This window comes from Methylobacterium sp. Leaf456 (assembly GCF_001425465.1).
Taxonomy (GTDB): domain Bacteria; phylum Pseudomonadota; class Alphaproteobacteria; order Rhizobiales; family Beijerinckiaceae; genus Methylobacterium.
In genome coordinates, this window is record NZ_LMQV01000007.1 from 104,916 (window position 1) to 128,848 (window position 23,933).

At 70.5% G+C, this 23,933-nt stretch carries 18 protein-coding genes, 1 tRNA gene and 1 pseudogene; 5 read left to right on the forward strand and 15 right to left on the reverse strand.

Annotated features, from left to right (window positions below):
• Positions 1–277 precede the first annotated feature (277 nt).
• The 5 genes from ASG52_RS08100 to ASG52_RS08120 form a co-directional block, all read right to left on the reverse strand.
• Positions 278–1,885 (reverse strand): gamma-glutamyltransferase family protein, encoded by a 1,608-nt coding sequence (locus tag ASG52_RS08100; protein ID WP_502691035.1) that lies wholly within the window; start codon positions 1,883–1,885, stop codon positions 278–280.
• A 98-nt stretch (positions 1,886–1,983) separates the two neighbouring features.
• Positions 1,984–2,877, reverse strand: a complete 894-nt coding sequence (locus ASG52_RS08105; RefSeq protein ID WP_056241450.1) for a polysaccharide deacetylase family protein — start codon at positions 2,875–2,877, stop codon at positions 1,984–1,986.
• A 33-nt stretch (positions 2,878–2,910) separates the two neighbouring features.
• Positions 2,911–5,382, reverse strand: coding sequence for a branched-chain amino acid ABC transporter ATP-binding protein/permease (locus tag ASG52_RS08110; RefSeq protein WP_056241452.1), 2,472 nt, complete (start codon positions 5,380–5,382; stop codon positions 2,911–2,913).
• A 2-nt stretch (positions 5,383–5,384) separates the two neighbouring features.
• Positions 5,385–6,254 (reverse strand): branched-chain amino acid ABC transporter permease, encoded by an 870-nt coding sequence (locus ASG52_RS08115; protein ID WP_056241453.1) that lies wholly within the window; start codon positions 6,252–6,254, stop codon positions 5,385–5,387.
• Positions 6,255–6,279: 25 nt separating this feature from the next.
• Complete coding sequence (locus ASG52_RS08120; RefSeq protein ID WP_056241456.1) at positions 6,280–7,470, reverse strand: ABC transporter substrate-binding protein; 1,191 nt, start codon at positions 7,468–7,470, stop codon at positions 6,280–6,282.
• 205 nt (positions 7,471–7,675) lie between these two features.
• Between ASG52_RS08120 and ASG52_RS08125 the strand changes: the two genes are divergently transcribed.
• The gene (locus ASG52_RS08125) at positions 7,676–8,086 is read left to right on the forward strand and encodes a nuclear transport factor 2 family protein (protein ID WP_056241459.1); all 411 of its coding nucleotides are present in this window, start codon (positions 7,676–7,678) and stop codon (positions 8,084–8,086) included.
• Positions 8,087–8,233: 147 nt separating this feature from the next.
• Here ASG52_RS08125 and ASG52_RS08130 read toward each other — a convergent pair whose 3' ends face one another.
• A complete protein-coding gene (locus ASG52_RS08130) occupies positions 8,234–8,935 on the reverse strand; it encodes a GntR family transcriptional regulator (RefSeq protein ID WP_056241462.1) in 702 nt (233 codons plus the stop codon).
• 269 nt (positions 8,936–9,204) lie between these two features.
• Positions 9,205–9,278, reverse strand: a tRNA-Gln gene (locus ASG52_RS08135).
• Positions 9,279–9,589: 311 nt separating this feature from the next.
• Here ASG52_RS08135 and ASG52_RS08140 point away from each other — a divergent pair.
• The 3 genes from ASG52_RS08140 (at position 9,590) to ASG52_RS08150 (ending at position 11,237) form a co-directional block, all read left to right on the forward strand.
• Positions 9,590–10,309, forward strand: coding sequence for a cytochrome c biogenesis protein CcdA (locus tag ASG52_RS08140; RefSeq protein WP_056241465.1), 720 nt, complete (start codon positions 9,590–9,592; stop codon positions 10,307–10,309).
• Between the two features lie 75 nt (positions 10,310–10,384).
• Positions 10,385–10,948: a metallophosphoesterase gene (locus tag ASG52_RS08145; RefSeq protein ID WP_056241468.1), complete on the forward strand. Its 564-nt coding sequence runs from the start codon at positions 10,385–10,387 to the stop codon at positions 10,946–10,948.
• Positions 10,949–11,024: 76 nt separating this feature from the next.
• A complete protein-coding gene (locus ASG52_RS08150; RefSeq protein ID WP_056241470.1) occupies positions 11,025–11,237 on the forward strand; it encodes a hypothetical protein in 213 nt (70 codons plus the stop codon).
• On the opposite strand, the gene ASG52_RS08155 is transcribed toward ASG52_RS08150, so the two are convergent.
• Complete coding sequence (locus tag ASG52_RS08155) at positions 11,177–11,560, reverse strand: hypothetical protein (RefSeq protein WP_056241472.1); 384 nt, start codon at positions 11,558–11,560, stop codon at positions 11,177–11,179. The genes ASG52_RS08150 and ASG52_RS08155 overlap by 61 nt on opposite strands.
• 883 nt (positions 11,561–12,443) lie before the next feature.
• Between ASG52_RS08155 and ASG52_RS08160 the strand changes: the two are divergent.
• Positions 12,444–14,393, forward strand: a pseudogene (locus tag ASG52_RS08160) (methanol/ethanol family PQQ-dependent dehydrogenase).
• A gap of 300 nt (positions 14,394–14,693) precedes the next feature.
• Here the strand turns inward: ASG52_RS08160 and ASG52_RS08165 are convergent.
• From ASG52_RS08165 to ASG52_RS08195, 7 genes are all read right to left on the reverse strand, one after another.
• The gene (locus ASG52_RS08165; protein ID WP_502691036.1) at positions 14,694–15,425 is read right to left on the reverse strand and encodes a sigma-70 family RNA polymerase sigma factor; all 732 of its coding nucleotides are present in this window, start codon (positions 15,423–15,425) and stop codon (positions 14,694–14,696) included.
• Between the two features lie 68 nt (positions 15,426–15,493).
• A complete protein-coding gene (locus ASG52_RS08170; protein WP_082552438.1) occupies positions 15,494–16,924 on the reverse strand; it encodes a TAXI family TRAP transporter solute-binding subunit in 1,431 nt (476 codons plus the stop codon).
• 7 nt (positions 16,925–16,931) lie between these two features.
• Entirely contained in the window at positions 16,932–17,861 is a 930-nt protein-coding gene (locus ASG52_RS08175; RefSeq protein WP_056241473.1) for a DMT family transporter, read from the reverse strand.
• Positions 17,862–17,877: 16 nt separating this feature from the next.
• Entirely contained in the window at positions 17,878–19,146 is a 1,269-nt protein-coding gene (locus ASG52_RS08180; RefSeq protein ID WP_056241476.1) for an arsenic transporter, read from the reverse strand.
• A 36-nt stretch (positions 19,147–19,182) separates the two neighbouring features.
• Positions 19,183–20,442 (reverse strand): metallophosphoesterase family protein, encoded by a 1,260-nt coding sequence (locus ASG52_RS08185; protein WP_056241478.1) that lies wholly within the window; start codon positions 20,440–20,442, stop codon positions 19,183–19,185.
• Between the two features lie 128 nt (positions 20,443–20,570).
• A complete protein-coding gene (locus ASG52_RS08190; RefSeq protein WP_056241481.1) occupies positions 20,571–21,959 on the reverse strand; it encodes a sigma-54-dependent transcriptional regulator in 1,389 nt (462 codons plus the stop codon).
• The gene (locus ASG52_RS08195) at positions 21,944–23,425 is read right to left on the reverse strand and encodes a sensor histidine kinase (protein WP_286158984.1); all 1,482 of its coding nucleotides are present in this window, start codon (positions 23,423–23,425) and stop codon (positions 21,944–21,946) included. Before ASG52_RS08195 ends, ASG52_RS08190 begins: the two co-directional genes overlap by 16 nt.
• Positions 23,426–23,933 lie beyond the last annotated feature (508 nt).

Below are 23,933 nucleotides of genomic sequence, written 5' to 3' on the forward strand. Positions count from 1 at the left end.
CCGGCCGCCTCGGCGCAGCGACGCGACACGACGGCTATTCAAGAGAGTCTGTGATCTCTCGACGATGGCTGTGCTTCGTTCCCCCGCCGCCCTTCATGAACAAGTAGTGTTAAGGCCTGGATAATGACCGCATAGGCCTGCGTCGTATCCGTCGCTCCGACGGACAGATGCTGATTAATTCATGGTAAATGTCTGTCGGTCTTGCCGAGCCCTGGCGAGCTCTTGAACAAGCAAAAATGGCCTAAGCCGCCGAAAGCCGTTCCGCGTGCCGGCAGCCTCAGAGACCGAGCGCGAGGCCGTCGCTGCGGGGATCGTGGGCGCCGATGTAGCCGCCGTCGTCCTCGATGCGGATCGCGCCCGGATGGCCGGCGAGCGGGCTCTGCGCGGGAATCAGGCTGATCTCGTGGCCCCGCGCCGCGAGGTCGGCGAACACCGCCTCGCCGGCATCGAGTTCGAGCTTCAGGCTGTCGCGGCTGTCCGAAAAGGTCTTTCCGAGCAGGAAGCGGGGCCGGGCGAGCGCGGTCAGCGGGTCCATGCGGTAGTCGATCAGGCGCGTCAGCACCGCCGCGAGCGTCTGCGGCTGCCCGTCCGCCCCTTGCGTACCGTAGAGCAGTCTTGGGCGGCCCTGCTCGAAATACATGCCGGGGTTCAGGGTGTGGAACGGGCGCTTGCCGGGGCGGGCGGCGTTGATGCTGCCGGGATCGGCGCTGAAGGCCGCGCCGCGATTGTGCCAGAGGATTCCGGTGTCCCCCGCCACGACCCCGCTGCCCCAATCGAAATACACCGTCTGCAGCAGGCTGACGCAGTTCCCGTCCCGGTCGGCGGCGCCGATGAAGACGGTGTCGCCGGTCTGGAACACGTGCGGCCAGGGCGCGGCCTTCCTCAGGTCGACGCTGCGGGCCTGGGCATCGAGGTGAGCCGGCGACAGCAACCGATCGACCGGAACGTCGGAAAAGTCCGGGTCGGCGATGAAGCGATTGCGGTCGATGAAGGCGCGTTTCACCGCTTCGACGAGGAGATGGTAGTAGTCGGCGCTGCCTTCCGGGATCGCGGCCACGTCGAAGCGGTCGAGGATGCCCATGATTTCGAGGGTGGTCAGCCCTTGCGTCGGCGGTCGCAGGCTGACGAGTTCGCCGCCGCGATAGGGCACGCGCAGCGCGCTCTCGTTTCGCGCCCGGCAGCGGGCGAGGTCGTCCATGGTGAGGGGCGAGCCCGCCTGCTCCAGCCCGCGGGCGATCCGGCGGGCGAGTTCGCCCTCGTAGAAGTCGCGTCCGCCGTTCTCGGCGAGCATCGTGAGCGAGCGGGCGAGTTCGGGCAGGCGGACAGTCTCGCCGACATCGGGCACGCGGCCGTCGGCGGTGAAAGCGCGCACGACATCGGGCCAGTGGCCGATCTCGTTGGCGCGGAAATTCGTCCAGAAGCGCTGCGACGGCGTCATCGGGAAGCCGTCGGTCGCATGCGCGATGGCGCGCTGAAACAATCCCTTCCACGATTGGCGCCCGCCCCAGGCCCGCTGGCTGTAGGTGAAGGCCTGCTCCCAGGTATCGACGGCGGCCGCCGCGGTGATCGCCGAGCCGGGGCCGCGGGTCGGGATCGGCCGGCCGTCCTGCGGAACCTTCGCCGCCGCCTGCCCGATGCCGGACAGGGTGAAGGCGGCGCCCTTCCGGTCGCTGACGATCATGAAGGCGTCGCCGCCGAGCCCACAGAAATGCGGGTAGGTGACGCAGAGCACGGCGTTGATGGCGATGGCCGCCTCGATGGCGTTGCCGCCCGCCCGCAGGACGTCCCGCCCGGCTTCGCTGGCGAGTTCGTGCGGGCTCGTCACCATGCCGGTGGCCGACCGGGCGAGGGCCCCGCGGGTCTCGGCGAACGGATGGGTCGGCATGGTCGAGGCCCCCAGGGCCGCCGCGGAGATCAGGAGAAGCGCGCGCCGCGACGGGGGCGGCGCAATCGCTGGAGGGGCTTCGCGGCGATCCATGAACGCTACTCCATGATCCGAGCGGCGTGGGCCGCGATGGCGCCGGCGGTGGTGAGCCAGACCGTGTCCCGCTCCGCCGCGATCCGTTCGAGGGCCCGACGCAGCGGGCGCAGGCGGTGCGGCTGGCCGACGATGTAGGGATGGAGCGCGATGCCCATCACCAGCGGCGCCTTACGCGACTGCTCCAGCATCTCCTCGAAGCCGTCGAGGAGGGCGTCCGCGAAGGCGCGGCCCGTATCCTTGCGGGCGACGATGGCTGGGATGTCGTTCAGCTCCTGGGGATAGGGCACCGAGAGGATTCGCCCGCCGCCGCGGGTGGAGAACCATGTCGGCTGGTCGTCGTGGCACCAGTCGAGCAGGTAGCGGTAGCCGGCTTCCGCCAGCAGGTCCGGCGTGACCCGCGACTGGGAGATCCACGGGCCGAGCCAGCCCGCGGGCGCCCGGCCCTCCTCCCGCGTCAGCGTTGCGGTCGCCTCGGCGATGAGCGCCCGCTCCTCGTCTTCCGACAGGTCGCCCTGCCGCTCGGCGTTGGTGCGGCCGTGCCCGACGATCTCGTCGCCCCGTGCCCGGAACGCCTCGATCAGCCCCGGGCAGTCGCGGTAGATCCGGCTGTTGACGAGGATGCTCGCGGGCATCCGCAATTCGTCGAGCAGGTTGCGCAGGCGCCACGCCCCGACCCGGTTGCCCCAGTCGCGCCACGCGTAGTTCAGCACGTCCGGCTGCGGCCCGCCCGGTGCGAGTTCGGCACCGAGCCCTTCGCCGAAATCGAAGGTCTCGAGGTTGAGCGCGAGGTAGACCGCGAGGCGCTTGCCCTCCGGCCAATCGTAGACCGGCCGGTCCGGCAGGGCGGAATAGGCGTAGCGGCCATGGCTCGGCGAGGTCTGGTCCGATGTCGTCACGATCAGGGTCTCGGTCCTGTGGTTGAGGGGCGGTCACGCCGCCCCGAGATAGGCCGCCTCCAAGGCGGCGTCGGCCTTCAGCTCAATCGCCGTGCCCGCTGCGGCGACGCGTCCCTGCTCCAGCACGTAGCCGCGGTCCGCCACGGTGAGCGCGAGGGCGGCCATCTGATCGACGATCAGGATCGTCGTGCCCTGGTCGCGCAGTTCGGCGACAGTGGCGTAGAGGCTGTTGATGATCGCGGGCGCCAGCCCGAGGGAGGGCTCGTCGAGGAGCAGGATGCGGGGGCGCGCCATCATCCCGCGGGCGATGGCGAGCATCTGCTGCTCCCCGCCCGAGAGCAGGCCGGCGCGGCTGCCCGCCCGCTCGCGCAGGCGCGGAAACCGGTCGAGCAGGGCCTCGACCTCGGCCGGATCGACCCGGCCGCCGCGACTCCACGCGCCGAGGCGGATGTTCTCGACGACCGTGAGTTCAGGGAAGACCTGCCGCCCCTCCGGCACCAGGGCGAGGCCGAGCCGGGCGATCCTGTGCGCCGGCAGCGCGGCGACGGGGGCGTCGGCCAGCACGATCGAGCCCGCGACCGGGCGCAGCAGCCCGGCGAGCGCCCGCATCGCCGTCGACTTGCCGGCCCCGTTCGAGCCGAGCAGGGCCACGGTCTCGCCGGGCCGCACCGCGAGCGCCACGTCGTCGAGCACGGGCGCGGCGCCGTAGCCGGCGGTGAGGCCGTGGGCGGAGAGCACCGCGTCGGCCGAACCGCTCCAGGGCGCGGCGCGGGGCCGGGCCGGCGTCTCGGCGGCGCCGAGATAGGCCCGTAGCACGGCCGGATCCCGGCGGATCTCGGCGGGCGTGCCCTGGGCGATCGGGCGGCCCGCATCCATGACGAGGATGCAGTCGGACAGACCCATCACCAGCGGCATGTCGTGCTCGACCAGGATCACGGCGATGCCACAGGCCGCGATCCGCCGCAGTAGGCTCCCGAGGCGGTCGGTCTCGGCGCGCGACAGTCCGGCGGCGGGCTCGTCGAGGAGAAGCACGCGCGGGGCGCCGGCCAGCGCACGGGCGATCTCGACCAGCCGGCGATCGACATGGGGCAGTTCGGAAGCCGGGCGGTCGAGGGGGCCGGCATAGCCGACGAAGGCGAGCAAGGCCGCCGCCTCCTGCCGGTCCCGTGCTTGAGCCCGGCGTAGCAGGCGGCCGGGGGCGCGGGCGAGCGTCACGTTCTCGACGACGCTGAGCGAGCCGAAAAGCCGCGTGGTCTGGTAGGTGCGGGCGATGCCGGCGCGGGCGATCGCGTGGGCCGGTCGCCCGGCCAGCTCCCGGTCGCCGAGGCGGATGCTGCCCGCGCTCGGCCGGTAGAAGCCCGAGATCATGTTGAGGACGGTGGTCTTGCCTGCCCCGTTAGGGCCGATCACGCTGGTGACGGCGCCCGGCTGTGCCTCGAAGGCGACGCCCTCGGCCGCGCGGATGCCGCCGAAGGCGATGCCGAGGCCCTCGACCGTGAGCCCCTCGCCCTCGCTCCGGTTCAGGAAGTCCGGCGGCTCGGCCCCGGCGTCGGGCCGCGCCTCGTCGCCCCGCGGCAACAGCCGAGCGAGGCTGCCGACGAGGCCGACGGGCACGAGCCAGAGCACCACCAGCGTGGTCAGGCCGAAGAACAGCAGGCGGTATTCGGCGAGCCCGGCCAGCGCCTCGGGCAGCAGCACCGTCACCAGCGCGCCGAACAGCGGCCCGAGCACGGTGCCGGCGCCGCCGACCACCACCGCCAGGACGAACAGGATCGACTGCGTGAACGGGAACGAACTCGGCGCGATGAACAGCATCAGGGGCGGCAGCACCGCGCCCGCGAGCCCAGTGAGCGCCGCCGAGATCGCGAAGGCGGCGGTCTTCACCCGCACCGGATCGAAGCCGAGCGAGGCGGCGGCCACGTCCGCGTCACGCACGGCGCGCAAAGCCTGGCCGAGGCGGGCGTAGCGCAGGCAGTGGAAGCCGTAGAGGCTCGCGCCCGCCAGGATCACCGCCAGTCCTGCAAGGTCGCGCTCGCCGAGGGAGAACCCAAAAAAACTCGGGCCGGTGGCGACCACGAGGCCGTTCTGCCCGCCGGTGAGTTCGCCGCCCTCGATCAGCGCGTGCTCGACGAGGAAACCGAAGGCGATCGTCACCATGGCGAGGTAAGGGCCCCGCACCCGCATCGCCGGCACGGCGAGGGCCGCGCCGACGAGGCCGGAGAGGGCGGCCGCCGCGGGCAGCGCCAGCCAGAAGCTGAACCCCTTCAGCGTGAGGATCGCGCTGGCATAGGCGCCCAGAGCGTAGAACCCGGCATGGCCGAACGAGATCAACCCGCCGAGCCCCAGCAGGACGTTGAGGCCGGTGCCGGCGAGCACGGTGAGCGCCACCAGCGCGATGACGAAGTGGCTGTAGCCGCTCGTCAGCCCGACGAGGCCGAGGGCGGCCAGCGTCAGGCCCAGGATGGCGAGCGGCATCGCGGCTGGCGCCCGGAGAAGCGCGCGCATGATCAGACCTTGTTGACGGCGGCGCGGCCGAGCAGCCCGTTCGGGCGCAGCGCGAGGGCGAGGATGATGACCGAGAACACGACGATCTGGGTCGCGCCGGAGCCGAGCGTCGCGGTGACGCCGGCCTCGACCAGGCCGTAGAGCAGGCCCGCCAGCACCACGCCGGTGGCCGAGCCGATGCCGCCGAGGATCGCGACGGCAAACGCCTTGATGCCGAACAGCGCCCCCATCTCGGCCGAGACGGAGAAGAGCGGCGCGATCAGCAGGCCCGCGGCGCCCGCGAGCACCGCCGAGAGCGCGAAGGCGCAGGCGACGGTGCGGGCGACATCGATGCCCATCAGCCGCGCGGCCTCGGCGTTCTGCGCCACGGCGAGCAGCACGCGGCCGAGTTCGGTCCGGCGGAACACCGCGCGGATCGCGAGCGCCGCCGCGATGCCGACCACGGGAATCACGATCTGCAACGGGTAGATCCCTGCACCGAGCACCTGGATCGGCGCCGAGACCAGGGCGGAGGGCAGGCCGCGCGGCTCCTTGCCGAAGGTGAACAGCAGCACGTTGTCGAGGATGATGCCGCCGGCGACCGTGGCGAGCAGCCACGCATCGGAGCCGCGCACCACGAAGGGCCGCACCAGCAGGCGCTCCACCGCGAACCCGAGCAGCGCGCAACCCGCGAGCGCGGCGGCGGCCGCCAGCGGCATCGGCCAGCCGAGCTGCACCGCGAAGACGTAGCCGAGCACCGCCCCCAGGGTGACGGCGCTGCCTTGCGCGAAGTTCACGGTGCCGGACACCGCGAAGGTGATGTGGAAGCCGAGCGCGACGAGCCCGTACATGCTGCCGAGGCCGAGCCCGCTGACGAGGGTTCCGATCAGCATGGACGCCTCCCCGCGCGAAGGCCGCTCATTTCGCCACCGCGACGATCTCGCCGTTGCGGAAGCTGGCGAAGATGTAGTCGTCGGGCTTCAAGGCGTCGTGCCGGTCCGGGGCGAAGGGCGCCTCGTAATTCTTGATCAGGCCGGCATAGGCCGGGACCTTGTAGAAGCCGTCGCGGAGCTTCGGTCCCTCCGTCGAGCCCGCTGCCTGGATCGCCAGCGCGATCAGGTGCGTGGCGTCGTAGGCGTTGGCGATGCCGACGGCGGGCGTCACGTCGGCCATGGACTTGATCGCCGGGTACTTCGCCTTCAGCGCGTCGAGCACCGCCTTCGCCTTCGGGCTGTCGTTGCCGGCAAACGTGAAGGTCTGGACGAAGTGGACCCGCGCCGCGCCAGGCCCTGCGAGTTCGTCGAAGCGCCCCCCCGCCGGCCCCCAATGGGAGATCACCGGCACGGTCCAGCCCATCCGGTCGAGGGACTTCACCACCTGGGCAGAGGGGCCGACATTGCCGACGAGGAACAGTGCGTCGGCGCCGGCCTCCCGCAGCCGGGAAAGCTGGGGCACCATGTCGATGTCGTTGGCCTCGTACTTCTCGATTCCCGCACTCGGGAGGTTCGCGGCCTTCAGCGCCGCGACAATGCCCTGCTGGTTCGACTCGCCCCAGGCGTTGTTGACGAGGATCGCGCCGGGCTTCTTCGCGCCGTAGGTCTTCACCGCGTAGGCGACCAGCGCCTCGTCAACGAGGGCGTCGACCGCCGAGACCCGAAAGACGTAGTTGTCGGCGGCCCCGTTGCGGGTAATGCCGGTGCCCGCCGCCCAAGGCCCGACGAAGGGCACCTTCATCTGGTTGGCGATGGGCACGATCGCCATCGAGACCGGTGTGTCGAGCCCGCCGATGAGCGCCACGACGCCGGCCCGCTGGATCAGCTCGCGGGCGGCGAGCACGCCTTTCGACGGGTTGGCCTCGTCGTCGCGGGCCACCAGTTCGAGCGGACGCCCGAGCACGCCGCCGGCCCGGTTGATCTCGTCGATCGCCAGCCCGATCCCGCGGGAGATCGCCTCGCCCGACTTCGCCGACTGGCCGCTGAGCGCGGTGACGAGGCCGAGCCGAATCGGCTCCGCGGCTTGAACCGGACTGAACCCGGCAAAGCCCGCCAGCAGCGCGGCGAGGGCGAGGCGCCGCGTGAGGGAGCGGGCGGCAGTGAGGCGTCGAGGCATGGCGTTCCGGTCCCCGTATCTGGTCGACCCATGTCGGCAACGGCCGTGCCAGCCGGTCCGCCGTTAATTTCGCTCGGGTTTTTCGAATCGCTGGTGACCCATGGAAGAAGTGTGCACAAATCTCCGTCAAAGTGCATACACTTTCTGCATGCACGGCTGCGACGGCTCCGCCATGGTCGGCAGACAGGAACCGAGGAGAGTGCGGATGGACGCGAAGGACGAGGGGGCCGCGCGCGACGCGGCGGCGGTGACGGCCTATCTGGAGGCCTCGATGGTGCCCGATCCCGAGACGGCGGCGCGCTACATGGCGCCGGGCATCGCCATCGTGTTCACCGGCGGCCGGGTGTTCCGGCATCCGCGCGAGGTCACGGCCTTCAACGCGGGTCGCTACGCCTGGGTCAAGAAGCGGATGGAGCGACTCGACGTGGTGCCCGGCGACGGGCTGACTACGGTCTACAGCCTCGGCACGCTCTACGGCGCATGGCCGGACGGCACTGCCTTCGAGGGCAACCGCTACGTCGATCGCTTCACCGTGCGCGACGGCCTGATCGTCTCCATGGAGGTCTGGAACGACAGCGCCGAGCGCATCCTCGACCGGCAGGGCGCCTCGGCCTGACAGGCCGCGTCTCGGATCGAATTGCGGTCCTGGGATACCGAAGGGATCATCCCTTCGGCGGGGTTTGGGGCAGAGCCCCATGGTGGCTCCGCCGGCCAGGGCGCTGCCCTGGACCCGCGAAGGGCTTGCCCTTCGATCCCGGAATCTTCAGCCTTCGACGTAGGGCGCAAGCAGGCGGATCAGGTCGCGCTCGCGCCGGGGTTCGGCGACGATGCGGGCGCGCTCGGCCACCGCGTCGAGATGGTGGTCCATCAGGGCCACCGCCCGTCCGGCATCGCCAGCGGCCAGCGCCGCCACGATCTCCCGGTGCTCGCTCACCGCACAGTCGGACGAGTGCGGCCGGCTGTAGAGCGACAGGACCAGGGCGCAGCGATAGCCCAGTTCGGCGACGTAGCGGGTCAGCACCGGGCTGCCGGTCATCTCGGCGAGCAGCAGGTGGAACTCGGTGGCGAGCCGGATCGAGGCCGCCTCCGGTCCGCCGCTCGCCCGCTCCTCGCCCGCGATATGTGCGTCCAACGCCGCCCGCTGCGCCTCGCTCAAGGTGCCGGCGAGCCGTTGCACCACGAGGCGCTCCAGGCTGATGCGCACGTCGAAGGTGTCGCGCGCCTCCTCCCAGCTCGGGCTCGCGACCACGGCGATGCGGTTGCGGCGCAGCTCGACCAGCCCCTCGCCCGCGAGCTGAAGCAGGGCTTGGCGCGCGATGGTGCGGCTGACGCTGAAGCGCTCGCCGAGCGCATCCTCGGGCAGCCGGTCCCCGGGGGCGAGCGCCCGCTCGACGATAGCCCGCCGCAGCGACCGGCAGATCGTTCCGACACGATCGGTCGGGGGGCTGGTCTCGCCCTGTCTCATCGTCCACGCAGATCCTGTCGCCGGGTGTTCGCTCCGGCAGATGCACGATCGACGCCGCCGCGTCTCGACTCCGACGCGTGGGAAACCCGGATCGGCCGCGATCGTGAATCCTTCGTACGTAGCCGGACCGCGCTCGTCGCGTGCGCGATGGGTCGGATCGGCCAGAAGGTCCGGCGGCGCACGAAGGCTATCAAACAGCCGGACAACGCGTATCCAGCAGGCCAAGAGACGACCTGAGGGCACCGTGCGGAGTGATTGAAAGTAAAGAGTGGCTGGGGGACCTGGATTCGAACCAGGACTAGCGGAGTCAGAGTCCGCGGTTCTACCGTTAAACTATCCCCCACCGGAACGTCGTCGCGCGAGGAGCCTGAACTCCGGTGCGTCGGGCGGATCGATGAACGACCCGCGTGTTCGGCGTTGCGCGCTCAGATAGGCTGGCTTGAGCGCGGCGTCAACAGAATCCCGCGGGCGATGCGCGATCGGTGCGGTTTCGGGTGGATGGCACTGCGACGCGGACACACTCGACCGAGGCGGATGTCGGAGGCGCTGCGTCCGGGATAGGATACCGGCCATGCCCGCGCGCTCTCCCCTCCCCGGCCGTGTCGCCGACCCGTTGCCGGCCTGTCGGCTCATGTCCGCGCCGGAGGCCCGGCGGTGATCGCGACGCTCGGGCTCGCCGGCCTCGCCGGACTGCTGTCGGTGTTGTCGCCCTGCGTGCTGCCGCTGCTGCCGTTGGTGCTGGGCGCCGCGGCGGCCGAGCATCGGCTCGGGCCGGCGGCGCTGGCGGCGGGGCTCGCGCTGTCGTTCACCGCCATCGGCCTGTTCGTGGCGACGGTCGGCTTCGCCATCGGCCTCGACGGTGTCGTGGTCCGGCGCGTCGCCGCCGCGCTGCTCGTCGCCGTCGGCCTGGTCCTCTTGGTGCCGGCGGCGCAGGCGCGGCTCGCCGCTGCCGCCGGGCCCGTGGTCGATGCCATCGACCGCCGCTTCGGCGGGCGGGCCGGCGCTGGGCTGCCGGGGCAGTTCGGCCTCGGCCTGCTGCTCGGGGCGATCTGGAGCCCCTGCGTCGGGCCGACCCTCGGGGCGGCCTCGCTGCTGGCCGCGCAGGGGCGCGACCTCGGAAGCGTCGCCGTCACCATGGCGGCGTTCGGGATCGGCGCGGGCCTGCCGCTGCTCGTGCTCGGCACGCTGTCGCGCGGGCTGATCCTGCGGGCGCGGGGCGGCCTGATGCGGCTCGGACAGGGGCTGAAGGCGGGGCTCGGGTTGATCCTCGTCCTCGTCGGCCTGTCGGTGCTGACGGGCTTCGACAAGGCCCTGGAGACCGCCCTGGTCGAGGCCTCGCCCGACTGGCTGAACGCCCTGACGACGCGGTTCTGAGATCGCTCCGCGGCGGCGCGCCGCCTTGTCCGGCACCGGCCACAGCGCCACCTCGCCGCTCCGAGGGAGCCGCTGATGGCCGTTTACTTCACCGCCGATACGCATTTCGGCGATACTCATATCCTACGGCAGCGCGGGGGGCGTTATCCGAGCATCGAGGCGCATGACGCGGCGTTGATCGCGCGCTGGAACGCCGTGGTCGGCGAGGGCGACGAGGTGTGGCATCTCGGCGATTTCGCCGCGCATGCCGATCCGGCCCATTGTGCCGCGGTGTTCGAGAGATTGAACGGAATCAAGCGGTTGGTGCGGGGCAACCACGACAGCAACCGGGTGCTGCGCTTGGGCTGGGCCGAGCCGCCGGTGGAGAGCGTCCGCATCACCGTGCGGGCGGAGGACGGGCAGTCGTGGCGGCTGTTCCTGGCCCATTACGCGCACCGGGCCTGGCCCGGATTGTGGCGCGGCACCCGCCATCTGTTCGGGCACACGCATGCGACCCTACCCGATACCACCCGATCGTCAGATGTCGGAATCGACGCTTGGGACGATGCGCCGGTGGGTCTGGCAGCGATCGTCGCGCGCCAGGACGCGGCGACGCTTATCCCCGAGGAACTCGCCCGCGACGCGGGCCGGGGTGCCTGAACGGCCGCGCTTTCAGCCACCGTTCAACTGCCGCAGCGCAGCGTAGCCGTATCGCGCGACCGGTGCCTCGGACGACATGCCCGCCTCCTCGACAGTCTTTTCCGACGCGCGCCCTCCGGTCTCGCTGCCGGCCTTCCTGCGCAGTGTGATGCCGGCGCTCGACCGGGCCTTCGGGCTCGAGGTCGATCCCGATCTGCCCGACGCGTTGGCGGCCTTGATCGCCCGCCTTCAGGAGGAGCCGGAGGCAATGTTCGCGGTCTTGTCGGAGCCCGAGCCGATGGCGGCCTGATCGCGGCGGAGCAGACCCCCGGCGACATCGCGCAACGCCGCCTCGACCATCGCGGCAACCTGAACGTGTGTGCGCGGCTGGCGGATGACGAGGCTCGCCAGCACCTCCGGATGGCCGCGCCGCTGCTTCGGCGTGCGGGCGTGGTTGGAGAGGCGGAGCCGGCCCGGATCGTCGCCGCGGGCGAGATAGAAGCTGTCGCCGCGCGCGTTGCGGGCGACCTCGCTGAAGCCGTGCCCGGCGAGCAGCGTGCGGGCCAGCGCCAGCGCCTGAACCGGCGGAAGGGCGTCGGCGCCCGGTGCTTGGTTTCGAAAGCGCGCGGCCATGGCCCTCCCCGGATCGCGGGACTCGAGCGCTACAGCAAGGCGCAGGCGCGGCGAAGCCCGGTTTCTCCGACGAGAGACGCGCGTGACGGTCCGCGCATCGGTATCGGATCCGGGATGCGGCACGGACGGCGCGGGCCCGTCATCGGGCCGGGCCGAATGTCTTTATTGCCCGGGCTGAATTGCCTGATGATCCTGGATTTGTCTCACGACAAACACGAGTGATTGCTTCATCTTAACAGGCATATTTGCCGAAACATCCCGCCAATTGACGCGCGATCCGGCGCCCTGCAATGTCGCGATTTGGAGGGAGCGCGAAGGTCCGGGAGCGGCTGAGGCACGCCGACGGGCGAGAGAGCACGCAAGACGTCGCGTCAGATCCGCGAAGAAAATCGGCGAGGCCGTGAAGACCTCGCCGTGATCCAATCGATTTCCCGGAGCGGAGGTGCTGGGGGAAGTCTCTGGTCCCAGTCGCAAACAAGCTCATTATGAGGAGATGAGAGAAGGTGTCAACGAAGTCCTGAGCATCGATCCATAAACGATCCATATAAATCTCTTAGGATATTTCGGCACTTTATTGCATGAAAACTGGCAGCTTGCTAAGCCTTTGCTGCAACGCAGCATCAAATGCTTGTGTGTCATCGCGGCAATTCTGTCGCACTTATGTTTTTATTATTGCATTTGCCTTCGAATGCCGTATTTCTCGAAGGGTCGATCCGAGTGTCTCCCCTCATCGGGGGCCGGCAGGCGGGGCGAACGGTCTTCCCGGTCTCGGGCGAGACGCGTCTCCGGCCCCGCGCCGGCAACAACCGACAACGATCACGAACAGGCCGGCCCGCCGCGCGCGTCAGCGCGGCTGGAAACCGGGCCTCATGCGGAGGAATTCATGAGAGCGGTCCATCTTCTCGCCCTCGGTGCGAGCGTCGCGGCGGCCAGCCCGGCACTCGCCAACGACAGCGTGCTCAAGTCCATCGCCAACCCGGCGGAGCAGGCGCTCCAGACGGTCGACTACGCCAACACCCGCTATTCGAAACTCGACCAGATCAACGCCGGCAACGTCAAGAACCTCCAGGTCGCCTGGACCTTCTCGACCGGCGTGCTGCGCGGCCACGAGGGTTCGCCGGTGGTCGTCGGCAACATGATGTACGTCCACACCCCCTTCCCGAACATCGTCTACGCGCTCAACCTCGACGAGGGCGCCAAGATCGTGTGGAAGTACGAGCCGAAGCAGGACCCGGCGGTCATCCCGGTGATGTGCTGCGACACCGTCAACCGCGGTCTGGCCTATGCCGACGGCGCGATCATTCTGCACCAGGCCGACACCACCCTGGTCTCGCTCGATGCGAAGACCGGCAAGGTGAACTGGTCGGTCAAGAACGGCGACCCGTCGAAAGGCGAAACCAACACCGCCACCGTTCTCCCGGTGAAGGACAAGGTCATCGTCGGCATCTCCGGCGGCGAGTTCGGCGTGCAGTGCCACGTCACCGCCTACAACCTCAAGGACGGCAAGAAGGCGTGGCGCGGTTACTCGGTCGGCCCGGACGACCAACTCCTCGTGGACCCTGAGAAGACCACCCATCTCGGCAAGCCGGTCGGCAAGGATTCGTCCCTCACCACCTGGGAAGGCGATCAGTGGAAGACCGGCGGCGGCTGCACCTGGGGCTGGTTCTCCTACGATCCCAAGCTGAACCTGATGTATTACGGCTCGGGCAACCCCTCGACCTGGAACCCGAAGCAGCGCCCCGGTGACAACCGCTGGTCGATGACGATCTGGGGCCGCGACGTCGATACCGGCATGGCCAAGTGGGTCTACCAGATGACCCCGCACGACGAGTGGGACTTCGACGGCGTCAACGAGATGATCCTCACCGACCAGAAGGTCGGCGGCAAGGATCGCCCGCTGCTCACGCACTTCGACCGTAACGGCTTCGGCTACACCCTCGACCGCGCGACCGGCGAACTGCTGGTGGCGGAAAAGTTCGATCCGGTGGTGAACTGGGCCACCAAGGTCGACATGGACAAGGGTTCCAAGACCTACGGCCGTCCGCTGGTCGTGTCGAAGTACTCGACCGAACAGAACGGCGAGGACGTGAACTCCAAAGGCATCTGCCCGGCGGCGCTCGGTACCAAGGACCAGCAGCCGGCGGCGTTCTCGCCCAAGACCAACCTGTTCTACGTGCCGACCAACCACGTCTGCATGGACTACGAGCCCTTCAAGGTGACCTGTTCTCGCCCAAGACCAACCTGTTCTACGTGCCGACCAACCACGTCTGCATGGACTACGAGCCCTTCAAGGTGACCTACACCCCGGGCCAGCCCTATGTCGGCGCGACCCTGTCGATGTACCCCGCCCCCGGCTCGCACGGCGGCATGGGCAACTTCATCGCCTGGGACGGCGTGAAGGGGAAGATCGTCTGGTCGAACCCCGAGCAGTTCTCGGCCTGGGGCGGCGCGCTCGCCACGGCCGGCGACGTGGTGTTCTACGGCACCCTCGAGGGCTACTTGAAGGGGATCGACGCGAAGTCGGGCAAGGAACTCTACAAGTTCAAGACCCCGTCGGGCATCATCGGCAACGTGATGACCTACGAGCACAAGGGCAAGCAGTACGTGGGCGTCCTGTCGGGCGTCAATCATCGGCAACGTGATGACCTACGAGCACAAGGGCAAGCAGTACGTGGGCGTCCTGTCGGGCGTCGGCGGCTGGGCCGGCATCGGCCTTGCGGCCGGCCTGACCGACCCGAACGCCGGCCTCGGCGCGGTCGGTGGCTACGCCGCCCTGTCGAGCTACACCAACCTCGGCGGCCAGCTCACGGTGTTCGCGCTGCCGAACAACTAAGCGTCTCGCGTGGAGCCTCCCGGTGATCCGGGGGGCTTTTCGGAGGCTCGATGACTGCCCTCGGTCGCTTCCCGCGACCGGGGGCGTTTTCGTTTCGGGGCTACGGGTGCCGGACTCGGCGCGTGTCCCCTTCCCCTTGTGAGGAGGCGTTCGGGGGGTGGTGCAGAAGGCACCGCCCTGCTCAATCCTGAACCACCCCCACCTCCTGCCTCCTCCCCACAAGTGGGGGGAGAAGCGCTCCTTTCTGTTCGCCTCGAATGTGCGGACGGTCGGCGCGAGGCCGTCGGCGACCGAAGGGTCTCACGCTTCCTCGGCTTCCTCCTCGCGCTGCCCCAGGCTCTCGGCCAGGAACCGGCGGGCGCGGCTGACGCGGCTCTTCACCGTGCCGACCTGGCAGTCGAGGCGGGCGGCGGCTTCCTCGTAGGTGTGACCGTCGGCGCCGACGAGCAGCAGCGCTTGGCGCTGCGGCGCCGGCAGGGTGTGGATCAGCGCCATCACCGAGCCCAGCGCCACCGCGTGCTCCTGCTCGGCGGGCGTCGTCAGGGCGGCGGCGTGGTGCCCTTCCGCGTCCTCGACCTCGCGGCGGGTGCGGCGGCACTCGCTGTAGAAATGGTTGCGCAGGATCGTGAAGATCCAGGCGGAGAAGTTGGTGCCGGCCTCGAACTTTTCCCGGTTGGCCCAGGCCCGCACCAGGGCCTCCTGCACCAGATCCTCGGCGCGGGCCGGGTTGCCGCACAGCGACAGGGCGAAGACCCGCAGGGGCGGCACGCATTCGACCAGGGCCTCGCGCAAACCTGGATCGACCAGCCTTTTCTTGGCCGCCTTGGCCCCCGGCCTTGTCCTGGCTTTGGCTTCCGCCTTGGCCTCCGCCTCGAACAGCCGCAGCAACTCGGTGAGCGCGGCGGGCAGCGGGTCGCGGTCCACCGGGCCGAAATGGTTCTGCAACGGCGCGCTCAGATGCGCCGGAATGTCGGCCGTCGCGCAACCGGCCGGGGCGGAGGGCGCCAGGAGGCCGGCGATCTGGGCCGGCAGCAGGCCGCTCCACGGGTCGGCGCGCAGGCTCTCGAAGCAGGGGGGCAATTCGGTCGTCAGGTCGGTGCTCATCGGTGCGGAGCCTCTCGCGGAATGCGTCCCAGGGCCGGGGCCTCGGGCGGGGGCTGGGTCGAGAAACGTTCGAAGGGGGGTGAACCGATCCGTCGCCGTCCGCCGGCCAGGGTCGCGCGGGCGGTATCAACGGCGATGGACAGCGCCGACATCGTGCGCGCGTCGGGGTCGCGCTCGCGGGCGTAGCGGACGGCGTCCGTCGCGAGGTCATCGACTTCCGTCGTCAGGGCGTCGAGTTCGCGGGCGGTCGAGGCGGCGCGGGCCAGCCCGATCAGGGCGAGCAGGCGGTCCATGATCTCGTCGATGCGCTCGCGGCGGAGCGCCGCGAGGCGCTGGCGAATCCAGGCCAGCACCGAGACGAGGCCGCCCGCGATGGCGCCGAGCAGGTAGAGCGTGTCGCCGTAGCGCTCGACGAAGCCGTGCTGCTCGCGCTCGAAATAGTCGATGGCGCCGGGATGGATCGGGATGCGCGCACTCGTGGCCGCCGCGGTGATGTCGTAGGCGGGCGCCTGGACGTACTCGGCGGCGTCCGACTTCGCGGCGGCCGCCGTGCGTTTTTCGAAGAGTTGCTGCGTGATGTCGGCCGCGACCGCACGGCTCAGGGTGGCCCGCGCCATCAGCCGGTAGGAGGCGCCCACCGTCTTCACGTCGTCGGCGGGGAGCTTGGGGTCGCCGCCGAACAGGCCGCCGGGCACCGTGACGGATTGGAGGCGCGGAAAGCGCTCGATCACCGCACCGTCGTCCTCGACCGCGACGAAGGCGACCTTGCCGTGGTGCGCCACTGAGCGGACCGCGCCGATCAGCGCCAGCGCCTTCGGGGCGGAAGGCGCGATGATGCTGACGAAGGCGTCGATGCGCTTGTCGCGGAGGCTTGCCGCCACCGCATCCTGATCGACCCGCACGAGATGCACGGTGCGGTCGCGGCTCGGGCCGCCCGCATCCATCTCCGGCGTGAGGCCGTAATAGCCGAGCAGGCTCTTCAGCAGTGCGAAATCCGCGTCGCGGTGGGCGGCGATGCCGAGGCGTTTGCCCGCGAGCTTCGGAAACGCCTCGATCGGTGCGTGATCGGGCGAGGCGATGATCATCGCCTGATCGCGCAGGATGGCCAGGGTCAGGCCGTTGGTCGGCAACAGCACGTCCGGGCGGACCACGGCGAGGTCGGCGCGCCCGTCCTGCAAGGCGGCGGCGCTCTCGCGCACGTCGTCGAAGGAGAGGATGCGCAGGCGCACGTTTTCGCCGGCCGCATCGAGCGCATCGGCATAGGCCCGAATCAGCTCCGGCTCGGTGCCGTCGCGCGGCGCCACCGCGATGGTGAGCACGCTGGCTTGCAGCAGGTACCACGCCGCCGTTGCGCTCGCCGCCAGCACCACGCAGGCGGAGCCGACGAGCGCCTCCTTGCGCAGCAGCCAGGACAGGTCGGCCGGCATCGGCGCTTCAGAAGACCGAGATCAGGACGATGCCGGCGACCATCAGCGCGGCGCCGCCGAGGCGCGAGGCGCCGGCCCGCACCTGCTTCATCCCGAGCCAGCCGAAATGATCGAGCGCGACCGAGGTGAGGAGGTTGGCCGTGATCAGCAGGCCGTTGAAGGCGCCCGCCCCCACCTTGTCGACGAACAGGAGGCCCGCGAAGACCGCGACCGCGCCGGTGAGCCCGGCGAGCGGCATCCACCAGCGCACGCCCTCGATGTCGGCGCGCTGCGGCAGGGGCTTGGGGCGCAGCAGGAACACCAGCACGAACACGAACACGACGGGGATGAACGAGACGAGAGCCGCGAGCCACGGATTGATGAGGGCGCCGCGCAGCTGCGCGTTCCACACCACGCCGATGGCCTGGAGCGCGCCCGCCACGACGATGAAGGGATAAAGCAGGCGCGGGTTGAGGCCGTGGCCGGCATCCTTGCTCTCGTCCTTGTCTGGGGTGACGCGGGCGATGAAGGTGACGCCGATCACCATCAGCAATCCGCCGAGCCAGGGCATCAGCTTGAAGCCGCCGCCCTGCAGGCCGAACAGACCGAAGGCGTCCAGCGCCAGCGAGGTCAGGATGTTGGCCGTCAGCGTCAGGCCGTTGAACGGGCCGGCGCCGACCTTGTCCACGAAGGCGAGGCCGCCGAACACCGCCACCGCCCCGGCGACGCCGCCGAGCGGCGCGTACCACGGCATGGACGCGAGATTCTCCGCACTCGGCAGCGGCGTCGGCATCACGAGGAACAGCGTCGCGAAGACGAAGACGATCGGCAGGAACGAGACCGAGGCCGCCAGGAACGGGTTGACGAGGTGGCCGCGCAGCTGCGCGTTCATGGAATTGCCGAGCGCCTGGAGCGACCCGGCGACGATGATGAAGGGATAGAGCAGGGCGGCGTTCATGGGGCGCTGTGTCCGATCAAACCAGCAGGAGGGCGGCGAGCGCCAGGATCAGGGCCGGCGGCATCACCAGCAGGCCGAGCTTGAGGAAGGCGAAGGCCGAGACGTCCTGGCCCTCGCGACGGATCGCGGTGAGCCACAGGATGGTGGCGAGCGAGCCGGTGACCGAGAGGTTCGGCCCGAGATCGACGCCGATCAGGATCGCGCCCGCGACCTTTTCCGGCACCTGGGCGGCCTGCACCGCCGCGCCCGCCAGCAGGCCCGCGGGCAGGTTGTTCACGAGGTTCGAACCGAACGCCACGACCGCGCCGCCGGCCCAGGCGGCGAGCGCCGGATCGCCCTCGGCTTTGCGCTTGAGGAGGTCGGCGAGCATCTGGAGGACGCCGGTCTTTTCCAACGCCTCGACCAGCACGAACAGGCCCGCCACCAGCGGCAGCACGCTCCACGACACGTCCTTGGCGACCTCCACCAAGCCGCCGCGGTTGATCAGGACGATGACGAGCGTGGTCGCGACACCCGCGACGAAGGTCGGCAGGCCGAGTTCGATGCCGGCCGCCGACGCCGCGATCAGCGCCGCGCCCGTGGCGACGATGCCGAAGCCCGCGACCTTGCCGCCGAAGCTCAAGGCCGGCGTCTCGACATCGGTCGCCACCGTCTCGGCCTTGAGCCGGGCGTTCTGGGTGATGCGCAGGACCGCGTAGGTCGTCACGATGGCGAGCACGGACGGGAGCGTGAAGACGGCGAGCCAGCGGCCGAGCGGCGGCATGTGCTCGGCGAAGACCACGAGGTTGGCCGGGTTCGAGATCGGCAGCACGAAGCTCGCCGCGTTGGCGATGAAGGCGCAGATGAAGAGATACGGCAACGGCTGCTTGACGCCCGCGGCCTTGGTCGCGGCGAAGACCGCGGGGGTCAGCACCACGGCGCAGGCGTCGTTCGACAGGAACACCGTCACCACCGTGCCGACGACGTAGATCAGCAGAAAGAGCCGCGTCGCCGAGCCCTTGGCGGCGCGCACCGCGTGCGAGGCGAGCCAGTCGAACAGGCCCTCCTTCCGGGCGATCTCGGACAGCAGCATCATGCCCACCAGAAAGAGGTAGACGTCCGTTCCCTTGAGCACGCCCTCCAAGGCGGTGCCGGGGGCGAGCAGACCGAGCGCCACGAGGGCGACGGCGCCGAGCACGGCCCAGATCGCCTCGGGCCAGGAGAACGGCCGCAGGATGACGCCCAGCGTCGCGAGCGCGGCGATGCCCCAGGTCGCGAGGTTGGGTGTGAGGGTGATCGCGCCCATCGCTTCGTCTTCGTCCTTGTTCTGAAAGAGAGCGGTCTACCAGTGCCGGCCGACGCGGTTGGGCCCGAGCTGATCGCCGCGCAGGCCCTTTTCCGGCCAGAACGGAAGCCGGAGTGCGTCGCTGCCAGGGCGCTCCGACACGGGCGCCGGCACGAAATCCATGCCGACCGGCTCGATGGTATCGGTGTCGGTATGGGCTGCGCCGTTCTTGCGCGGATTGGTGGTGCCGTCGGTGACAGTGACGGCGAGGCGGCGCGCGCCCGCGGGCCAGTCGATCCGGGCCAGGACCGTGCGCGGGCGGTCCGGCTCCATCGGCAGCGGCGGGCCGCCGTCGATCCGCAGGTGGCAGCGCCACGCGCTCTGCGGCGCGTTCGACAGGACGAGGGCGCGCACCGCGACCTTGCCGTCCGGCAACGGCGCGGTGGCGAGGCGCCGGTCGGCCGGGCTGGTGATCATCACGAAGGGCAAGGCGCGGTCGAGCGGCTTGAAGCGCCAGCTCACCACATCGCCGTCGATCGCGGCGACCGCGTAGCCGACCGAGCCGTCCTCGTTCTGCCCGACCGAGCGGGCGGCGGCGTAGAGGGTGCGCCCATCGTGCGCCAGCTCGTTGTAGTGGGTGTGGCCCATCTCGACGAGGCGCACGCTCGAACCGCGGATCAGGCCGGCGAGTTCCGCCCGCTCCTCCGGATCGCTGAGGTCGTCCGGGTAGGTGTGGGCGAAGACCGCCACCGGCTGGCCTTTGCGGACCGCCTTGGCGAGCTTGCGGGTGAGCCAGTCGCGCTGATCGGGCCCCAGCCGGAAATCGAGCCCGAACCCCTCCTGGCCGTAGCCGGCGCTGACCATGTCGAGGAACAGGCAGCGCACGCCGGCGATGGTCTCGGCGTAGTAATATTGCGCGATTTTTTCGCGGTTGACCGGACGCGGCAGGCGGTTGTGCTTCGCCTCGTGCCCGCCGCCGCGCCGGCTCCCCGCCACCGTGGCGAAGAAGCGGTCGAAGTCGTGCATCGTGCCGTGCTGGCGGTCGTGGTCGCCCGCGATCAGCCGCACCGGCAGGCGGGGATGCGCCGTCAGCGCCCGTTCGAGGATATCGTACTGCGCCGCCCGGCCGTGCTCGGCGAGATCGCCCGGCAGGTAGGCGAAATCGATCAGGCCGTTCGCGTGCAGCCCGGCGATCTCGTTCAGAGCGGTACGCAGGTCGGCGGCGTTGGGGTCGTGCGGCTCTTCCAGATGCAAGTCGCCGATATGAGCGAAGACGAAGGGGGCGTGGGCCTCCCCAGCGCCGTCGGTTCCGTTCATGCCAGGACGCGCCCCATCGGGCCCGCGAGCCGGGCCGTTGCGAAGGGCTGGACGCATGAAGCAGGGCACGGTTCCGGCCGCATCGGGCCGTGCGGCACCGCACACGAATGTTTTATCGGTGCAGTGGGTTACGGAACGCCCGCGGGGTCGGGATCGTCGTCTTTTCCGACATCGGCCGTCGCATCCGCCGACAGATCGGCCTCCGGTGCCCCACCGAGGCCGTAGCGCTCGATCTTGGCGTAGAGGAGCTGGCGCTGGATGCCGAGGCGGCGGGCCGCCCGCGTGCGGTTGCCGCCCTCCGCGCGCAGCGCGGCGGCGATCATGGTGCGTTCCAGCCGGGCGACGGCGCCGGGCAGGTCGCCGTCGTCGCCGGTCTCGGGCGTCTCCGCCGGGGCGGCGGGCAGGTCGAGGTCGGCGGCCTCGATGAGGCGGCCGCGCCCCATCACGGCGGCGCGCTCCACGCTGTTCCGCAACTCGCGCACGTTGCCGGGCCAGCGATGGGCGAGCAGCCGGGACGCGGCGGAGGCGCCGAGGCGCTTGCCGGAGGCGGCCAGAAAGTGCTCGGCCAGGGGCACGATGTCGGCCCGCCGCTCACGCAACGGCGGCAGCGCGAGCGGTACGACGTTGAGGCGGTAGTAGAGGTCGGCGCGAAAAGCCCCTTCGCCCACCATCGCCTGGAGGTCGCGGTGGGTGGCGGCCACCAGCCGGACATCGACGCGGCCGGGCCGCCCGCCGACGGGCGTCACCATCCGGTCCTGGATCACCCGCAGGATCTTGGCCTGCATCACCGGCGACATGTCGCCGATCTCGTCGAGGAACAGCGTCCCGCCCTCGGCGAGGTGGAACGCGCCGGCCCTGTCCATCGTCGTCCCGCCCACCGCGCCGCGGACATGGCCGAACAACTCGCTCTCCAGCAGTTCCGCCGGGGTCGCGGCGCAGTTGACCGGCACGAACGGGCGCTCGCGGCGTGCGGAAAAGGCGTGGAGGGCGCGGGCGACCTCCTCCTTGCCGGTGCCGGTCTCGCCCTGGATCAGGATGGTGGCGGCGCTGTCGGCCACGAGGCCGATCGTCTTCTGCACCCGCCGCATCGCCTCGCTGGAGCCGATCAGCCCGCCCGCCGCCTCCGGAGCGCCGCCCGCCGCCGCCTCGTGGCGGACGGAGACCAGCATCGCGGCCAGCGCTGCGGCGAGGTCGGCCCGGCCGATGGGCTTGGTCAGGTGGTCGTGGGCTCCGAGCCGCATCGCCTCGATGGTGTTGGCGGGGCTGGCGAATGCGGTGAGCACCGTGACCGGGGGCGGATCGGGCAGCGCGCGGATCTGCGCCAGCGTCGCGATGCCGTCGAGGTCGCCCGGCATGCGCAGGTCGAGGAACACGGCGGCGACCGTCGAGCCCGCCAGCAAAGCCACCGCCTCGCGGCCGGAGCGGGCCGGGACGGGGGTGTGGCCGAGATCGGACACGGTCTCGGAGAGCCCCTCGCGCAGGGCGTCGTCGTCATCGACGATCAGGACGGTTGCCATGGCAGATCCAGGAGGAAGGTGGTGGCCGGACCGGTGTCGAGCAGCCGGGCCTGCCCGCGATGCGCCTGCGCGATCTTGCTGACGATGGCGAGACCTAGCCCCGTGCCGTCCGAGCGGCCGGTGACGAAGGGCTCGAACAGGCGGGGGCGGATCGCCGGATCGACGCCGGGGCCCTCGTCCGCCACGCGCAGTTCCAGCCGGGCCGCGCCCTCGCGCAGGACACGGCGGGCGTCGAGCGTCACGGCGCTGCCGGGGGGCGCGTGGCGCAGCGCGTTGAGCAGGAGGTTGTCGAGCGCCCGCTGCACCTGGGCGCGGTCGAGATGCGGATGCTCGGCGGCCGGCAGCGCGTCGGCCTCGACGCGGAGGCGGACTTCGCGGGCGCGGGCCGCATCCTCGTGCCATTGCGCGCTCTCGGTCAGGAGGCGACGCAGATCGGTCGGCTCGCGGTGGAGCGTGCGCGGCTGGGTGAGGTGGAGGAGGTCGCGCACCAGGGTCTCGACCCGGCCGATCTGGCCGAGGATCGTGCGGAGCGCGGTCGCCGCTCGCTCCGGCTCGCCGGTGGCGAGCGCGTTCTCGGCCTTGAGCCGCATGGCGGCGATGGGGTTGCGGATCTCGTGGGCGATGTCGGCGCTCAAGCGGCCCAGCGCGGCGAAGCGCTCGGCTGCGACCGCCTGCTCGCGGGCCTCGCGCAGGCGCCCGCCCGCGGCGTTGAGCGCATCCACCAAGCGGTCCAACTCGCGCTCGCCGGTGCGGTCGAGATGGGCGAGGTCGGCGCCTTCGCGTTCGGGCGCGGCGAGCGCGGCCTCCAGCCGGGCGATGCGGCGGGAATAGCCGTAGAGGAAATGCCCGAGGAAGCCCGCCGCGCCGATGACCGCCACCGCGAGGAAGCCGAGCGCGGCCAGGAAGCGGGTGTAAGCCGGCCCGTCGTTGACGTGCGCCCGCGTCATCGTCCAGCCGGTGAGCCCCGGCGCGCGGCCGGGCAGCGGGCAGGCCTGGACCAGCAGCGCCTGCGTGCGGCTGATGCGGTGGATCACCACCGAGCGGCCGAGGCTGCGCGATTCCGCGTTGACGGCGGCGATCGTGTCGCGCTCGGCCAGCGGCAGGTCGGTCTTGGGGCCGGAGCCCTCGTAGCTCGGGAAGGCGTAGGCGAGCGAGCCCTCGGCCCCGCTCCACACTCCGCCCTCGATGCCGGGCCAATGCGCCAGCGCCCCCAAGACCACGCCGGTCAGCGCCTCGCCCGCGGGCTCGTCCCCCTTGCGGACCAGCACGGTGTAGCGGTCGATGATCTCGCGGCAGGCCCGCCCCACGGCGATCTCGGCCTGCGAGATCTGCACCGCGGTCGATTGGGTGTAGAGGCCGAACAGCAGGTAGGCGGTCGCCGCGGCGGAGGCCAGCAGCGCGATCCAGAGGGCGACGAGCCGCGCCTGCAGGCTCGACCGGATCGATGGGGATCGATGCCTGAACACGAAAAGGCCGCCTCGGGTCGCGCGGACATCTCCGCGCGCTCCCCATAGCGTGCTTTCCGACGAAGCCGGCACCGGTTCGGCGAAGAAAGCGCGTCGAACTCACCGGCTGGAGGCGTGATCCGATCCAGGGGGCGGGTACGGCCTAGGGCCAGGACCGAATCAGATTGACCCTAGGAGGGACTGCCTCCGACCCAACGCAGTCATTCACGCGAGGCCGTGCGGATCCCGAAGGCGGACGTATGGATTGTGCGGACGTGGCAATGATGTCCGGAAGGCCACGCGCCGCATTCCAACGTTCGTAGCGGTACCCGGGACGTATCGTACGTCGCGTCCGAAGGTAGACGACGATGGGAGAGGTGCTGACCTTCCCACGAGGGAAAGCACCATCTGTGATGTCTCACACCGGTGACATCCGGCGCTTCCAAAACTGCGAAGCCGGATCGGCTCCGCGCCGTAGCTGACTATCAGACCGGTGACCCCGCCGAGAAGCGTCCGGTGTGAGGGGCCC

What these genes read in the sequence shown, in the direction of transcription:
- ASG52_RS08120 (WP_056241456.1), bottom strand. Translation starts at nt 7,470, where the DNA reads ATGCCTCGACGCCTCACTGCCGCCCGCTCCCTCACGCGGCGCCTCGCC.
- ASG52_RS08115 (WP_056241453.1), bottom strand. Translation starts at nt 6,254, where the DNA reads ATGCTGATCGGAACCCTCGTCAGCGGGCTCGGCCTCGGCAGCATGTAC.
- ASG52_RS08150 (WP_056241470.1), top strand. Translation starts at nt 11,025, where the DNA reads ATGCCCGCCTCCTCGACAGTCTTTTCCGACGCGCGCCCTCCGGTCTCG.
- ASG52_RS08145 (WP_056241468.1), top strand. Translation starts at nt 10,385, where the DNA reads ATGGCCGTTTACTTCACCGCCGATACGCATTTCGGCGATACTCATATC.
- ASG52_RS08190 (WP_056241481.1), bottom strand. Translation starts at nt 21,959, where the DNA reads ATGGCAACCGTCCTGATCGTCGATGACGACGACGCCCTGCGCGAGGGG.
- ASG52_RS08155 (WP_056241472.1), bottom strand. Translation starts at nt 11,560, where the DNA reads ATGGCCGCGCGCTTTCGAAACCAAGCACCGGGCGCCGACGCCCTTCCG.
- ASG52_RS08185 (WP_056241478.1), bottom strand. Translation starts at nt 20,442, where the DNA reads ATGAACGGAACCGACGGCGCTGGGGAGGCCCACGCCCCCTTCGTCTTC.
- ASG52_RS08170 (WP_082552438.1), bottom strand. Translation starts at nt 16,924, where the DNA reads ATGCCGGCCGACCTGTCCTGGCTGCTGCGCAAGGAGGCGCTCGTCGGC.
- ASG52_RS08180 (WP_056241476.1), bottom strand. Translation starts at nt 19,146, where the DNA reads ATGGGCGCGATCACCCTCACACCCAACCTCGCGACCTGGGGCATCGCC.
- ASG52_RS08110 (WP_056241452.1), bottom strand. Translation starts at nt 5,382, where the DNA reads ATGCGCGCGCTTCTCCGGGCGCCAGCCGCGATGCCGCTCGCCATCCTG.
- ASG52_RS08130 (WP_056241462.1), bottom strand. Translation starts at nt 8,935, where the DNA reads ATGAGACAGGGCGAGACCAGCCCCCCGACCGATCGTGTCGGAACGATC.
- ASG52_RS08175 (WP_056241473.1), bottom strand. Translation starts at nt 17,861, where the DNA reads ATGAACGCCGCCCTGCTCTATCCCTTCATCATCGTCGCCGGGTCGCTC.
- ASG52_RS08100 (WP_502691035.1), bottom strand. Translation starts at nt 1,885, where the DNA reads ATGCCGACCCATCCGTTCGCCGAGACCCGCGGGGCCCTCGCCCGGTCG.
- ASG52_RS08125 (WP_056241459.1), top strand. Translation starts at nt 7,676, where the DNA reads ATGGACGCGAAGGACGAGGGGGCCGCGCGCGACGCGGCGGCGGTGACG.